Origin of the sequence: Cellulosimicrobium sp. Marseille-Q4280, from assembly GCF_943181405.1 — a bacterium.
GTDB lineage: Bacteria > Actinomycetota > Actinomycetes > Actinomycetales > Cellulomonadaceae > Cellulosimicrobium.
The window spans coordinates 43,680-58,618 of sequence record NZ_CALPBY010000009.1 but is presented as its reverse complement, the minus strand read 5'-3'; the positions used below and the strand labels follow the sequence as shown (position 1 = coordinate 58,618).

The 14,939-nt window shown below is 74.4% G+C and carries 10 protein-coding genes; 9 read left to right on the top strand and 1 reads right to left on the bottom strand.

Annotation, left to right across the window (positions count from 1 at the left end; translation table 11 throughout):
- Positions 1-31: 31 nt before the first annotated feature.
- The 6 genes from NFS20_RS20535 to NFS20_RS20510 all read left to right on the top strand — a co-directional run bounded on the left by NFS20_RS20535 (position 32) and on the right by NFS20_RS20510 (position 7,335).
- Positions 32-532, top strand: a complete 501-nt coding sequence (locus NFS20_RS20535) for a hypothetical protein (protein WP_251153661.1) — start codon at positions 32-34, stop codon at positions 530-532.
- A gap of 95 nt (positions 533-627) precedes the next feature.
- Complete coding sequence (locus tag NFS20_RS20530) at positions 628-1,041, top strand: hypothetical protein (protein ID WP_251153660.1); 414 nt, start codon at positions 628-630, stop codon at positions 1,039-1,041.
- Positions 1,042-1,165: 124 nt separating this feature from the next.
- Entirely contained in the window at positions 1,166-1,339 is a 174-nt protein-coding gene (locus tag NFS20_RS20525; protein WP_251153659.1) for a hypothetical protein, read from the top strand.
- A 1,372-nt stretch (positions 1,340-2,711) separates the two neighbouring features.
- The gene (locus tag NFS20_RS20520; RefSeq protein WP_251153658.1) at positions 2,712-5,141 is read left to right on the top strand and encodes a type IV secretory system conjugative DNA transfer family protein; all 2,430 of its coding nucleotides are present in this window, start codon (positions 2,712-2,714) and stop codon (positions 5,139-5,141) included.
- Positions 5,135-6,889: a hypothetical protein gene (locus NFS20_RS20515; protein ID WP_251153657.1), complete on the top strand. Its 1,755-nt coding sequence runs from the start codon at positions 5,135-5,137 to the stop codon at positions 6,887-6,889. Before NFS20_RS20520 ends, NFS20_RS20515 begins: the two co-directional genes overlap by 7 nt.
- A 35-nt stretch (positions 6,890-6,924) precedes the next feature.
- Positions 6,925-7,335, top strand: coding sequence for a hypothetical protein (locus NFS20_RS20510; protein ID WP_251153656.1), 411 nt, complete (start codon positions 6,925-6,927; stop codon positions 7,333-7,335).
- 13 nt (positions 7,336-7,348) lie between these two features.
- On the opposite strand, the gene NFS20_RS20505 is transcribed toward NFS20_RS20510, so the two are convergent.
- A complete protein-coding gene (locus tag NFS20_RS20505) occupies positions 7,349-7,726 on the bottom strand; it encodes a hypothetical protein (protein WP_251153655.1) in 378 nt (125 codons plus the stop codon).
- A 76-nt stretch (positions 7,727-7,802) separates the two neighbouring features.
- On the opposite strand from NFS20_RS20505, the gene NFS20_RS20500 reads away from it, so the two are divergent.
- The 3 genes from NFS20_RS20500 to NFS20_RS20490 all read left to right on the top strand — a co-directional run bounded on the left by NFS20_RS20500 (position 7,803) and on the right by NFS20_RS20490 (position 14,873).
- On the top strand, positions 7,803-7,946 hold the full coding sequence (locus NFS20_RS20500; RefSeq protein WP_251153654.1) for a hypothetical protein: 144 nt from the start codon (positions 7,803-7,805) through the stop codon (positions 7,944-7,946).
- On the top strand, positions 7,943-8,581 hold the full coding sequence (locus NFS20_RS20495) for a nuclease-related domain-containing protein (RefSeq protein WP_251153653.1): 639 nt from the start codon (positions 7,943-7,945) through the stop codon (positions 8,579-8,581). Before NFS20_RS20500 ends, NFS20_RS20495 begins: the two co-directional genes overlap by 4 nt.
- A 73-nt stretch (positions 8,582-8,654) precedes the next feature.
- Positions 8,655-14,873 carry a hypothetical protein gene (locus NFS20_RS20490; protein ID WP_251153652.1) on the top strand — a complete coding sequence of 2,073 codons (6,219 nt, stop codon included), beginning with the start codon at positions 8,655-8,657 and terminating at the stop codon, positions 14,871-14,873.
- The last annotated feature ends 66 nt before the right edge of the window (positions 14,874-14,939 follow it).

Sequence of the window (14,939 nt, the reverse complement as noted above, 5' to 3'; positions counted from 1 at the left end):
GACGCCCGCGGGCCCCGCACATTCACTGGTCATGAGCAGCGACAGCACCCAGGCCCGCACCCCCGCCGGAGTCCGCACCGGCGGGCAGTTCGCGACCACGGCTCGCGCCGAGTCGCCCGTGCACCTGCACGTGGGCATCGGCCCGCACGCCGCCCCGCTCGTGGAGGTCATCGGCGACCAGGCCGTCGGCATCGACAAGGTCTACAACGAGGGCGACTCCTGGGACGTGTGGGGCGAGCGCGCGCAGCCGGGCGGCACCCGCCACGTCGTGATCGAGGCGCAGGACGCCGACGCCGCCACCAAGCTCGCCGGTGTGCTCGAGGGCACGGGCGTGCTGCAGCGGGCCGACGACGGCTACGACACGCTGTGGGCGGTGACCGACACGGAGAACTGGAGCTCGGTCGTCGCGACCGACGCCGACACCTCGACCCGCCCCGAGGACCGCGAGATCGGCGCCGGCGCGAAGGACCTGTACGTCGAGGCCAAGGCCCGCCCGCTCGTCGAGGCGCTGTCCCGCCGCTCGCGCGGCTGACCCGCTCGCACCTGACGCCCCGGCACCCGCGACGGTGGACCGGGGCGTCGTGCTGTCCGGCCCGAGACGGACACCGTGCCGCACATCAGCACGCCATGAGCACCCCTGCCCCCGAGAGCGCGCCGCAGCTGACGCTGCGCCAGCGCATCACGCCCACCCTGATCACCGTCGCCGTCGTCGGCGCGCTGCTGATCGCCGGCTTCATCGGATCCGCGATCGGCATGAGGGAGCGAGCCGACGGCGAGGAGCGGCTGCGCGCGGCCTCCGCATCCGCGATCGCCTACGGCGCCGCGCACGACGACACCTGGGCGCCCGACCGCGAGACCCTGATCGAGTGGGTCGCGACCGAGCAGGCCAAGCCGTCGTGGGACCCCTACCTGGCGAGCGCGGCCGACCTCGCCGAGGTCAAGTACGACGTGACGCCCGAGCTTGGCGCGACGATCACCGTCATCACCACGTCGGTGTTCGGCGAGACGGCCCGCACCTGGTCCTCCGTCGACGGGCACTGACCCGCGCGCTCGCCTCCCGACCACGACGCCCCGGCACCCGAGACGGTGACCGGGGCGTCGCGCTGTCCGGCCCCTCGGCCGCAGGGCGCGACACAAGCCCCCTCGCCGGCCCACGGTGTGCACCATGACCTTCCTGATCACCTCCGTCACCGTTCCGATCCTCGTCGCGTTCACGGCTGGCGTCGCCGTCGTCGCCTGGTGCAGCCCGCGCCCACCCCGATGGGTGAAGCTGCTCAGCCCGCGCCACCGCCGCCACGCCGCGGCCGTCCGGCACCTGCACGCCAGCCAGAACTGGTGAGCCGAACGGCGCCCATCTCGCGAGCCGCAGGCGAGCCGGCAGCGGCGGTAGCCGAGCCGGGTGGGCCGGGCGCCGGCGGCGCCCTATGTGCTCCCTCCCCTCCCTCGCTGCGCTCGGTCGGGTCGGTCGCATGCTCGGCGCTTCGCGCCTGCGCGGGTGGCTGGGCGGTGGTCGTTGCGGTGGCTGGTCGGTGGGCGGGTCGGTGGCGGTGCGTGCGCGCCTGCGGCGCGCCGGGGCCGGTGCGGCCACCGGGACGGTGGGCGTGGCGGGGCCGGCGCGCTGGCTGCGGGCCGCTGCGCGGCCCGTGCGCGCACGTCGTGCGGTCGGGGCACCGTGCCCGGCTGCGCCGGGCCGGTCGCGTCGCGGTCGTCGTCGCGGTGCGGCGCGGACCGTGTGCGTCTCGCTGCGCTCCAGCGAGTCCGCTGCGCGGCCTTGCGCTGTTGGCCCGGCCGCTGCGCGTCCGGTCCCGCCGCTGCGGTGTGCGGGCGGTGCATCGGCCGGCGGGGCGGCGTTCGTGGGTGGTCGGGTTCGCGTGAACGGTGCGGTCCGCGTGCGACGAAGCTCGCTGCGCTCGCTCGTGCACTGCTCGGGTCGTGCCGGTGGCCGGTTCGGGAGGCGGATCGTCGGGCCGGGCGATGGGTCATCTGGGTGACGGGTGCCGCTGCGCGGAACCGTGCCCGGGTGGGGCGCACACCGAGCCGGAAACGGAGCGGTCACCGACCCGGTCGACGAGGAGCCGGCCCCGCACATCTACGAGTCGGAAGCCCACCGCTCGCGGCGCACCCAGCATCGTCGGGCGGATTCGATTCGGACGACGGCACGCCCACCGCAGCGGTACCGGAACGCCTGACCTGTCATGGTCGGCAACGCGTCGATGCGCAGCAGCGACACACGACACGAACGACACAGGCGCGCAGCGGCTGTGACGTGCGGGGAGCACCACCCAGGCGGAGCCGGGAAGCGCAGCAAGCCAGACCGGCGACGGTGAGCGCAGCGAACCCGTCACGGTCGGCGACGCGAAGCGACCCGGCGACCCTACGCACCCAACCCAGCCACACCGCGCGCAGCGACGACGCGGCGCAGCCGTGGCGGAAGCGCAGCGGCCGACGCCCCGCGGGCGGCGCACCCGGCACGGGAGACACACGCCCCCAGGCGTGAGGCATCCGAAGGACGCGGACCACAGCGAAGCGAACACAGGCCGACGCCCGTGCAGGGGCGACCCGAAGAATGAGGGGAGCGCCACCGGGCGGGCCGGCGCGGTCGGGCTGGGGGATTCACTCGATCGGGCCTTGAAGGCCGAGATCCCTGATCCGGGGATTCCCCCAGCCTGGTGTTCGCGGCGGCTCGCGGATTCGGCGCATGTTCGAATGTCATGAAGCACCCTGCGACCACGACGTTCCGGCTCACTCCCGCTGGCGGTATCGAGGCCAACCCGACCACGTTCACCTCGCGCGCCTCGGCGTTCGCGTCGGCGTCGGCCGGCCTGGGCGGCGCGACCCTGCTGTCGGTGCGCGACGAGGCCGGCGTCGCCTCGTTCGTGCAGTTCGCGGCCGGTCGCACGTCGGCGGTCGAGACGGCCGCGGACCACCTGGCCGCCGCGGTGGCGGCGAACGCTCAGGTCACCGACGAGCTGCCTGACCTGGGCGAGGCTCGCGCCATCGCGACGCTGCGGGTCGCGCGCGGATCGGCGACCGGACGCGACACCCTCAACGGCGTCGACCTGACCGAGGCCGCCCGCACCCTGGCCCGCTCGATGGAGGTCGGGCAGTGGGTGGCGATCAGCCTGCGCGGGCCGTCCAAGCGCGAGACCAAGCGTCACCGCGGCTGGCTCGAGGACCGCATGGGCGCGAAGAACCCCACGCACCACTCGATGGCCTCGGACGCGATCCTGGTCACGGTGCGTTGTGGCGCCGACACGTCCAGCGAGGCGGCCCAGCTCGCCCGGCAGGTCCGCTCCACGATGCCGGGCTTCGACCAGGACACCCGTGCCCGTGTCGAGCACCCGACCCGCGGCCCGCTGCTGTGGGCAGGTGGCGGCCTGGTCACCTCGGCGGCGATCACGTTCGGCCCGCCGGCCGCCGGTCTGGTCGACGCGCCCGGCATGGGCTGGGGCGTGCTCGGCGGTGCGCTCGGCGCGCTGGTGTCCGGCGTCGGGGCGCTGGTCGCGCTTGACGTGCTGCCCACCCGCGCACGCCAGGTGCACTCCGCCGCCGCGGACGGTGTCATGCCGTTCCCCGCCCGGTCCCCGCTGCTGTGGCGCAAGGCGTCCACGAGCAAGGACGAGGAGGGCAACGTCAAGACGACGGCGGCCGGGTACCCGCTGGACTCCTCGGTGTTCAAGGTCGGCCCGCAGGTCGTGGCCGGGCTGGTCGCCCCGCACGCCGGCGCGCTGTCCGGCTCGATGACCACCGCTACTCGCGCGACCCCGCCGCAGCTGGCCCGGCGCATCGGCCCGCTGGTGGGTCCGGGCGCCGACGGGCAGCCGGTGTACCTGTCGGCGCGCGACATGCGGTTCGGGGTGTGCGCGACCGGCCGCGCCGGGTCGGGCAAGTCCCAGCTGATCCGCACGCTGTTCGGCTGGTCGCTGCTGGAGCGGCTGCGCCCCTCGGGCCTGGCGGACTTCCCCGGCGCGGCGAACACGCTGGTGGCGTTCGAGTCCAAGGGTGACGGCGCGGTCGAGTACGAGAAGTGGGGTCAGGCGCTCGGGCACCCGGTCGTCGTGGTCGACGTGGCCGACCCGGCGACCCCGGCCATCGACCTGTTCGGCGTGCCGGGCACCAACGAGGACCGTGCCGCGTTCGCGGCGAACGCGATGAAGTACGCCTTCGGGGAGGAGGCGATCGGCAACCGGGCGTTCCCGGTGCTGGTGCAGGTGTTCACCGCGGCGTTCGCCGTCACCGACGAGCTCGCGGTGCGCGCGGGCCTGCCCGCCGGCATGTCGCCCATCGCGTACGCCCACGTGCTCACCGGCGGCGAGGGCGACGAGGCGGGCGAGAAGCTGTTCGGCGTCATCAACGAGGAGTCCGTGCGCCTGGAGTCGGCCGGCACGCCGGACGCCGGGCTGTCGGGCGCGCGGCGCGCGCTGGCGAACCTGTTCACCGGTCGCACCCCGGCCAACCGCCGCACGCTGGTCGAGTCCAGCGAGAACAAGCTGTACCAGCTGCGGATGGCCGAGATGTTCTGGGCGCCGGCCCGGCCCAAGAAGGCGTGGGCAAGCATCCTGGCCGACCACGACGTCGTCGTGGTGAACACCGGCACGACCCGTCACGGCCGCGTCGTGGAGACCACGATGAGCGAGCAGGTGTCGGCGATGCTGATGTACGGGCTGCGGCACGCGATCGAGCGGGTCTGCTCCGGCTGGCAGGCGCAGGGCAAGAACGTCTCGCTGTTCGCCGACGAGCTGTCCCTGCTGGCCGGGTCCTCCGAGGAGGTCATCGCCTGGATCCGCAACCAGGGCCGGTCGTTCGGCGTGCGCGCCAACTTCGCCACCCAGTACCTGGACCAGCTCTCCCCGCAGGTGCGCATGGCGGTGCGCTCGTTCTCGACGATGTTCACCTTCCGCCAGGAGGGCGGCCCGATCGCCGACGAGGCCGCGGACGACGCCGCGTCGGACGGTTCGGCCTGGTCGCGCGCGGACGTGGTGGGCCTGCCGCTCTACACCGCGATCCTGCGCACCGACGTCGGTGAGCAGCGCGTGCCGGCGTGCACGGTCGCGATCACCAACTTCGAGGGTGACCGCGCCGGGTTCGCCGCGGCGCAGGGCTACCCGGCGGCGCCGGCCACCCAGGTCAGCCCGTGGTGAGGCGCGGCGAGGCCCAGCGTCACTCCCCCGCCCGGTGGGAGGGCGCGCCGGTGCCGTTCTCCGACCTGGCGGCCCACGGCGGCACGCCGGGCCTGGGCGCGGCCGACCGGCTTGACCCGTACTACGGCGGCATGTGGACGCAGGGCTCCTCGGCGGTGTGGGTGTCGCAGAAGCTCGCGCGCACGCAGGTCGCGGCTGGCCTTGCCCGCATGCCCCGGTCGCTGGACATGAGCGTGGAGCAGGCGCGTGAGTCGCTGGTGTCGACCCGGTCGCTGGGTCCGCGCCTTGCCGCGCTCGGCGTGCTGGACCAGTGGCGTACCTGCTCGGCGGAGCAGCTGGCCGCCTTGACAGGGTTCGACCGGCTCGCCACGACCGACCCGCAGGCGATGGTGGCGCTGTTCGCGCTCGGGGTGATCGACCGCGGCTCGTTCGCCTCTGCGCTGCTGCCCGGTGCCTCGACGTCGCGTTCGGTGCTGTACCGCCCCTCGCGCAGCGACGCCTTCGACAAGGAGGTGTCCCCGCTGCTGTCGTTCGAGCAGCGCACCGCGGTGACCGGCGGGCTGCCGTGGGACTTCCGCCGCCAGTACGACCGGCACAACCTGCTGTCGGTGGAGATGGGGCTGCGGGTCGCGGAGTTCTGCGAGGTCGGCACCGTCCTCGGGGAGAAGCTCTCGACGGTCGACCTGCTGGCCGGCTCGGGCCTGGGCGGCGACCCGGTCACCGAGGCGCGCGGTGCGGACCTGACGATCGTGCGCGCGGACGGCCTGCGGGTCGCGGTCGAGCTGACGGCGTCGGCGGGTGCGGACTTCACCGACAAGGTCCGCCGGTGGGCGCGGCTGCTGGCCGAGCGGCCGCTGGCGACGTCGGGCCTGACGGTGCTGTTCGTGGAGGCGACCCCGCACGAGGGCGAGTACCGGTTCGGGTCGGGCCCGTCGGTGCGCGCCCAGGTCTACAAGGCGGTCGCCCAGGTGGTGCGCGAGTTCCCCGGCACCGGCGCGGACCGGGTCGCCGAGCGGATCGGCGTGGTGTCGTGGTCGCAGTGGTTCCCGGCGGCCGGGCACGCGACGGCGGAGTTCACGCGCCTGGAGGTCGACCGCCCCACCGGGCCGGCGTCCGCCCGGTGGGAGCGCGCGTCGCTGCTGGACGTGATCGACGTGCCGCTGGACGCGGTGCGCCCGGGCGAGCTGACCGCGGTGGTCGACAACGCAGCGATGCTGCTGGGCACCCCGCACTGGCTGCGCCGCCCGGACGCAGCCCCGTCGGTGTGGCCGGCGCTGACCGAGCCGCTGGGATGGGGGCAGCTGCCGTGCCCGCCGCTGGCTCGCCCGTCGCGCGCGACCGCCGTGCGCCCGGTCACCGGCGGTGTGGGGTGCGGGCGCGCGGCCGTGCGGTCCACGATCCGGTGGGCTCACCCGGCCGGGCCGCGCCCGCCGCGGCCCGCCGCGCCGAAGGCCACGGCGGGCGAGATGCCGGCGACGCCGTCTGTGCGCGAGCCGGTGGCGGCGGCTGCGGCGTTCGAGCTGCCGGTCGCGGCCGCCGAGGTCGTAGTGCCCGAGCCGGTCTCCGTGGCCCCGGTGTTCGAGCTGCCGATCCCGCCCCGCGCCCGGGCGCCCGCGCCGGCCCCCGGGGAGCGGGCCCCGGCAGCCGAGGCCGGCGAGCAGGTCGCCGCCGTCGCGCCGCAGCCGCCCGCCCCGGCCGCACCCGAGCCGCCGGTCACCCCGGCACGGCGCGCCGTCCCGCTGTGGTGACCAGGTCGCCATGCCCTGCCGCACATCAGCGGGGCATGGCGACCTACATCAACGACCGCGCCACCGGCGCCCGCCGCGACCAGCGCTGTGACCCGTGCACCACCTTCGACGAGTACGGCCACCCGCTGCCGGTGACCGAGGGCGGCGAGCCGCGCGCCTGGACCCCGTTCGACCTCGAGACCGCCTGCGCCGGGTGCGGCGCGTCGATCAACCGGGCGATCATCAGGACCCAGGAGCCGGACCAGCGGTCCTACTGGGTGTCGGCCGGCGACCTGCGCGCCGGCGACATCGCCGACCTCGACCCGCTCATCCCCTCCACGCTCGTCGACGTGCAGCCGCTGCCCGACTACCACGTCCGGCTCACCTCCAACGAGGGGCACGTGGAGACGGTGCGGCGCCCGGACACCGTGGTGGTCTACCCGCGCGACCCGGGCCGGACGCGCTGACGTCGCGGACCTGTCAGGCGGCGACCGGGCGGGCCAGCTCGGCCGCCTGCTCGCGTACCGCCGCCAGGTCCTCGGCCAGGGCGTCGGCGTGCTCGACCGCGTCGTAGTACCGCTCGGCCTGCCGCCAGCACCGCAGCGTCCACGCCATGTGCGCGGCCGGGTCCTCGGGCGGCTGCTGCTCGCGGCGACGCAGCTCGGCGAGCTCGGCGGCCGCGTGCCGGCGGGCCATGCGCACCGACGCCGCGACGGTGTCGGCGAGCTCGGCCAGCTCGCGCGCACGGACCCGGTCACGGCTGGCGGACCCGCGGTGGGCAGCAGCCAGCACCGCGGCGGGGAGACGTCCGCCGCGGTGCTGTGCAGCGCTGGTGCGCCGCGAGGTGACTGCCATCACCCGTCCAGCGTACGAACGGCTGGACAAGGAGCCAACACGTCGGCTCGCTTCGCCCGCTGCCGCACATCTACGGGGCATGGCACGCAACAACAAGGACCGCTTCGACTTCGCCGGAGCCGAGGACAACGTGGGCTCCTGGCTGGGCAACACCGGACGGGTCGTGATCCCGATCATCCTGGGCGTCGTCGTCCTGTTCGGCATCGTCCTGGAGTTCGTGTGAGCACCCGCGCACCGGGCCAGGTCATCGGCCGCGCCGGCACCGGGCTCGCGGCAGGCAACAACGACTGGGCGGCGAACGCCGACGTCGCGCGCATCGGGCGCGGCGGGGAGATGCGCACCGCGGCGATCCTGAACGAGATCGCCACGCGCCCCGGCGGCCCGAGCGTCCTGCACGACCTGACGATCCCCGGCTCGCGCGCGAACATCGACCACGTCGTGGTCTCCGGGCGCCGCATCACGCTGATCGACACCAAGGTGTGGAAGCCCGGCACGTACTGGCGGGTGTTCGGCATGACGTTCCGCGGAGGCGAGCGGTTCCCGTACGCCGACAAGGACACGATGGCGATGGCCGTCGCCAAGCTGCACGCCTACCTGGCCCACCGCGGCGTCGCGCGCGAGATCGCCGCCCCGCTGACCGTCGTGTGGCCCTCGCGCAACGACGGCTCGGTCCGGATGCTCGCGTACGGCGGCCCGCACGGTCGGCGCCGACTCATCCCGGCCGACGCCCTCGCGCGCTCGGCCCGCCGCCTGGGCTCGCACCCGGCCGACCCGAACGTGGTCGCCGCCCTGGTGCCGCTCGTGGCCGGGGCGCCCACCCCGAAGGCGCCCGCCCCGCGCCCGCTCCGCACCTGGTGACGCTCCCCCGCTCCTGACCCGGAAGGTGTTCATGGTCTCCCGGACCGCACGCCCCCAGCCTGACCTGTCCCGCATGATCCTCACTGCGGGCATTGTGCTGGCGATCGTCGCCCTCGTGCTCGGCCTGCCCGGTGCGCTGCTGGCCGTCGCCGGTGCGTTCACCGCCGCGTTCTTCACCCCGCCGGTGATGTTCACCGGCAAGAAGGACCGCGCCGGGCGCCCGACCGCCGCCCACCAGGGAGAGTCGGACTCCGCGCGCCGCTACCGGCGCATGCGCGACCTGCGCTGGCGGGTGCTGACCCCGAACGCCGACTGGCTGCCGGGCAAGGACGTGCGCGTGTCCTGGGTGATCGGCCTGCTGGCCGCCGTCGCGCTCGCCGCGGTCGGCCTGCCGCGCCTGCCGCTGGACTGGTGGTGGGCGCCGGTCGTCAACGGCGTGCTCGCCGCGCTGGCGATCTGGCAGGTCACCGGGTCCGGTCGCCGGTTCGCCTCGGACTACGACCCGCACCCGGGCATCGGCATCACCTCGCTGGTGCGCGTGAAGGACCTCGAGAAGAAGATGGTCCCGGCCGCGCTGGCCGCAACCGCGGCAGCCGTGATCGTCGCCGCCGTCGGGTCCTGGGTGGAGTGGTCGTCCGGGTACGTGCCGGCCGGTGCGTTCGGGTCCGCCTCGAGCTTCGTGGCTGTCGGCGCGCTGACCGCGCTGGCGGGCCTGGGCACGCTGACCGCGTTCGTGCGCCCGCTGATCACCGCCGAGTGGTCCGAGCTCGTCGCGACCCGCCTGGCGTGGGACCAGCGGTGGCTGAACGTCGGCGTGAAGGACGACGCCCCGTTCCTGGTCGAGCACCGTCGCGTCGGGCCGGTCGCCGTCGACACCTTCGACGCCCCGGCGTCCTCGGGTGCGATGACGTTCACGCAGGCGTCCACCGCCGCCAAGATCACCGTGGCGCTCGGTGCGAACATGCGTGTCTGGACGAAGTCGGAGCCGAACATCGACGGCCAGGGCCAGCCGGTGCCCGGGTCGGTGCACCCGCTGCGGTTCTCGGTCGTGTACGTGCCCGGCGACCAGATGCCGAACGTCACCGACGTGAACCTCGACGAGGCCGCCGCCCAGCTGATCATCGAGGCAGCGATGGGCCCGGCGTGCGACATGGGCGGCGTCTCGCGGTACTCGCTGGCCGCGATCGAGCAGATCGCCCAGCTCTCGCCGTCCGAGCCGGCCCCGTCCGACGACGAGGACGGCGAGGGCGAGCCGCCAGTCGCGGGGTCGCCGTGGCGGATCTGGCGCACGGTGTGGGCCAACGGCGACGGCCTGGGCGGCACCTGGCTGCGCAACGCCGTCAAGGACTACTTCGCCATGCAGCTGTCGGACGGGTCCGTGCCCGTCCAGGTGCTGGTCGACCACCGAGCCGCGAACGGTCAGGGCATCGTCTACATCGGGTACATGACCGAGGCCGAGACCGTGTACGACCCGGCTTCCGGCGTCAGCACGCAGGACATGGTGAACATCGAGCGCGAGGACGCCTGGCGCGGCCGGTGGTCCGACGTGCTCAAGCAGGGCACCAACGCCCCCACCCCCGAGCTGTCGCTGTTCCGCGAGGAGTCGCTGTCCGGAGCGCGCGGGCGCCGCGGCACGGTCGTGCACTCGCAGCCGTTCGTGACGCTGCAGGGCGACGAGCCGCGCGGCTACTTCGGCCTCGAGGACAAGATCAAGGCGACGCTGGCCGGGGCCCCGTTCGTCGCGGTGACCGGCTACCCCGGTCGCGGTGAGCGTCCGGGCGAGCGCCACTCCCAGGCGTTCTGCGTGTACTGGTCCGAGCAGCCGGTCCCCGACGGCCCGCACTCGCTGACCCCGACGACGTCGGACGCCGCGCAGTGGGTGCTGGCCGGGCGCATCAACGAGGCGTTCAAGGCCGCGCGCCTGGCACGCCCCGAGGTCGCCGCGGCCAAGCCGCTGACCAAGCCCACCTCCAACGGGCACATCTGGCGCATCGACCTGCGCCTGTACGACGGCGTGACGCTGGCCGAGGTGCGCGCCAAGCGTCAGCAGCTGCGCGGCGCGCTCGGCTCGGCGTGGCTGCGGGTGGTCGAGGCCGCCGACGGCTGCACCATCTACGCCGGCGCCGACCCGGCCAAGGTGACCCTCGCGCGCGAGGCGGACCGGGCGCTGCTGGTGTCCCTGGACTGGGAGCAGGCGTGGCTGGTCTCCAAGGTCACCGGCGAGGGCGGCACGCTGCCGCGCCTGACCGGCGTGGACCAGCTCCCGCACAACACCAAGGTGCAGGTGCTCGACTTCGCGCTGCCCGCTGGCCTGTCGCCGAGCGAGGTCCGCGCCGGCATCGAGAAGCTCAAGACGGCGACCGGCAACGCGTTCGCCGAGGTCCAGCCCGGAGTGGACGGCGCGTCCTCGGTGCGGCTGCTGGTGTGTGAGGTCAACCCGCTGCCGGAGAAGGCCCCCTACGACTTCGCCGTGGTCGACAAGAGCCAGGGCAAGCTCGTGTTCGCGACCGGTGTCGACGGCGAGCCGATCGCGTTCAACCCGCGCATCGACCCCCACCTGCTCGTGGCGGGGGCTTCGGGCGGCGGGAAGGACCAGGCGCTCGACGCGCGCTTCCCGGTGCCGGTCTCTGAGCGGTTCCCGGGCGGCTGGGCGCGCAACGGTGAGCTCGTCGAGGGCGATCAGGTGTTCGCCGCCGACGGCACGGCGACGACGGTGGTCGGGTTCTCCGACGTCGTGGTCCGTGACACCTACCGGCTGCACCTGTCGGACGGTCAGGTGGTGGAGTCCGGGCCGGAGCACCTGTGGAAGGTCGCGACCGCCGGCGCACGCGCCGCGCACTCGGGCTCCCGCGGCAAGGTGCACCAGGCGTCTGTCGCCGAGCTGACCCGCCGCGCGCAGGAGATGCGAGCACTCGTGGCCGAGGTGGGTGTCGGTACGTCGGCTCCGCTGTCGGACATCGCACGGCTGGCCGGGTACAGCGAGCTGGCACTGCACGGCATGGACCTGCCGATCCGGCACCTGGCCGACGTCGTCGCGCTGCCGTCGAACAAGAAGGCTGCCGTCTACGACATGGGGCCGGTGGCCGACTACCTCGGCGCCACCGCCCAGAAGGCGCACGGCCAGACCACGTTCGCCGGTCGGGTCGTCACCGGCGAGGTCGTGCAGTCGCTGCGTGAGCGCGGGTGGCTGTCGGCCCGGTCGATGTCCGACCACCTGGTCGGCGGCGCGAGCACCCGCAGCGAGCGGGACCTGGCCAAGCAGATCCTGCGGCGGCTGCGCCCGGAGCAGCGCGAGGGCACCACGACGTTCGCCACGAACGTGTACCCGGTGGACGAGGTGCTGACGCTGCTCGCCGAGCGGCTCGAGGCACGGGCGACCGGCAGCGAGCAGGACCTGGAGACCCTGGTCACCGCGCAGGAGATGTACGACCAGCAGCGGTACGTGTCCTCGGACGGCGGCCGCGAGGCGGCGAACTACGCGATCCGTCTCGCCGACGCGATCGACATGCCCGAGGCTGACCTGCCGGTCGACCCCTACGTGCTGGGCGCGTGGCTCGGCGACGGCAACTCGCGAGGCGGCCAGATCTGCGCCGGCTTCTCCGCTGCGTGCACCGACGCCGACGGGGTCACCGACCAGGAGTGGATGCGCCGCCAGCTCGAGCGGCACCACACCGGCGTGCACGCCATCGCGTCCAGCCCGTTCGTGCTGGCCGTGCCGGGCCTCTACCGTGACCTGCGCGTGGCAGGTGTGCTGGGCGACAAGCACATCCCGGCGACCTACCTGCGTGCCTCTCGCTCCCAGCGCCTCGCGCTGCTGCAGGGCCTGATGGACACCGACGGCACCGTCGCGACCGACGGCGGCTGCGAGCTGTCGCTGTGCAACCCGGCACTGTTCACCGACGCCGTCGAGCTGATCCGCTCGCTCGGCATCAAGGCGAGCACCAGCGCCGACCCCGCCACCATCACCGAGGACGACCCCGACGCTCCGGGGTCGAAGCGGCGACGGGTGACGGGCACCCGGTACCGGGTCCGGTTCACCACCGACCAGGTCGTGTTCCGCCTGCCCCGCAAGGCCGCTCGCCTGCCGGAGCCGGGCGCGGTGCGCGAGACCCAGCGGTGGGTCTACGTCGAGAAGGTCACGGTCGGCGAGGCGGCGCCGATGCGCTGCATCAAGGTCGCCCACCCTAAGCACCTGTACCTGACCGACGGGTTCATCCCGACGCACAACTCGGTGACCCTGCAGTCGCTGATCTACGGGTCGATCATCAACGGCTGGGACCTGTTCGTCGCCGACCCGACCAAGGGCGCGGCGGACTTCCAGTTCGCGGCGCCGTACGCCAAGGCGGTCGCGGTCGACCCGATCTCCGCCGCGGCGATGATGCGGGCGATCTACGCCGAGGTCGTGCGTCGCAAGGACCTGAACGCCAAGTACAAGGTCGGCAACTACCGCGACCTGCCCGAGGAGGTCCGCCCGAACCACATCCTGCTGGTGATCGACGAGTTCACCTCCCTGATGGGCACCGACCCGGTGCCCGCGGCGTCCGACGACGCGGAGATGGACGCCGAGCGCGAGGCGATCCTGGCGTCCAACCGCGCCAAGACCGAGGTCGGCGTGTTCGCCGGGAAGATCGCGCGCGAGGCCCGGTCGGCCGGCGTGACCCTGGTGCTGGCGACGCAGAAGCTCGCGGCGAAGCTGCTGGACACCATCCCCGGTGCAGGTGACCTCAAGGTGAACCTGTCGCGCATGCTGCTGGGCAAGGCGACGTTCGGTGACAAGCAGTCCGCGCTGCGCGACCCCACGAACGCCCCCGGGCTCGGCGACGCGATCCCGCCGGGCCGCGGCCTGTGGGAGACCACCGAGGGCCAGGCCAAGATCATGCAGTCCTGGTACGACCCGCGCGAGCAGGCGGTGCTGTCCGAGCGGCTCGCCGAGCGGGTGGCCACCGGCCAGGTGCGCGAGCTGACCGAGGAGGAGCGGCTGGACCTGGCCTCGATCGTCAGCGCGGCGAAGGCGCGCTCGGGCGGCGGCGGCGGGCCGAAGTCGTCGGGCCCGCGCGTGCGCACGATCACCGCTGAGGAGGTCGAGCTGGACGAGATGGTCATGACGTGGGACGACCTCGACGGCCTGGACCTGGGCGGCCCCGAGGAGCAGCCCGAGCCGCAGCCGGTGGCGGCCGAGCCGTCGGGCGACGACGAGCAGGACGACGACGTCGACGAGGTCGAGGACGACGACCTGGACGAGGACGGCGACGGCGGCGAGGACGAGGACGATGACTGGCCGAACGAGGTGCGCGACATCATGCGTGAGCTGACCGACCCGGCGCCCGTGGCGTTCGACGACCCGTTCGACGAGCCGGTGGTCGTGCAGCCCGAGCCGGTCGCCGAGCCGGTCGTGCCCGCCGCGCCGGAGCCCGCCGCCGTGGCGACGCCGTCGCCGGTCGCACCGCCCGCGCCCGCACCGGCGCCGGCTGCGCCCCGCCTGACCGGATGGGACCTGCCGCCCCGCCCGGCCCGGACCCCGCAGCCCATCCCGGCCGCGGCTCCGGCGACAGCCGCGCTGCCGTTCACCGTGCCCGCACCGGCGCCCGCTCCCGTGCCGGCGCCGGTCGCACCGCCCGCGGCCGCCGCACCGAGCGACGTGCTGCTGCTCGACGTCGACGGCGTCATCAGCGCACTCACCCCGGCACCGGACGCCCGCGAGGTGCCCGGCCCCGGCGGGACCATGCACGTCTCGCCCCGGCTCACCGCCGCCATCACGGCACTGGGCGTGCCGACCGCCTGGGCCACCAACCGCAGCGCCACCGAGACCGGCGACCTCGCCGCGGCCACCGGCCTGACCGCCGGGCCCGGGCTCGACCCGGCCGACGGCACCGGCGACCTCGGCTGGTGGAAGGTCGAGGCGCTCGCCACCTGGCTGGTCCGCCACCCCGGCGTGACCCGCCTGGCCTGGGTCGACGACGAGCTCGCCAGCGAGGACATCATCGGGATCCCGTTCCGCGACACCGCGGCCGACATCCTGAACCGCGCCGGCGTGCAGCACCTGCTGCTGTCCCCCGCGCCCGAGCACGGCCTGACCAGCCAGGACCTGGCGGCGCTCGCAGCGTTCTTCGGCGTCGACGCACCGGTCCTGGCCGAGCCCGCACCGGCACCCGCACAGGTGCCCGCGCCGCAGGCGGCACCCGTCGCGCAGCCCGAGCCCGAGCCTGCACCGGTGCCCGCGCCGGTCGCGCCCGCCAAGGCCACCCGCGCCGCCGCGTTCATCCCCGCCGAGTACGCCGACGACTCCTTCTGAGGCGAAGGCGGCGGCGGCCCGGACCACCCCGGGCCGCCGCCGCACATCTACGGGCCATGCACCACC